1 protein-coding gene is annotated in these 253 nt (G+C 58.5%); it reads left to right on the top strand.

What is annotated here, in order from left to right; translation table 11 throughout:
• On the top strand, nt 1-253 hold a 253-nt coding region (locus tag IV91_RS0113350), incomplete at both ends, for a transposase (RefSeq protein ID WP_150112507.1).

The following is a 253-nucleotide window of genomic DNA, read 5'->3' as shown; positions in this document are numbered from 1 at the left end:
GGACGTGCTGGGAACAGTCAGCAACATCACCGTGTCGGCCAACGGCGGCAAGTGGTTCGTGAGCATCCAGACCGAGCGCGAGGTTGAGCAGCCGGTGCATCCGGCCACAAGCATCGTCGGCATCGATGTGGGTATCACCCGCTTTGCAACTCTGTCCGATGGTAGTCATATCGAACCGCTCAACACCTTCAGGAAGCACCAGCAAAGGCTTGCACGCTACCAGCGTGCCATGTCTCGCAAGACGAAATTCAGC

This window comes from Ferrovum myxofaciens (assembly GCF_000735045.1).
In the GTDB taxonomy this organism is placed as follows: domain Bacteria; phylum Pseudomonadota; class Gammaproteobacteria; order Burkholderiales; family Ferrovaceae; genus Ferrovum; species Ferrovum myxofaciens.
This window is presented reverse-complemented; position numbering and strand designations above follow the sequence as displayed.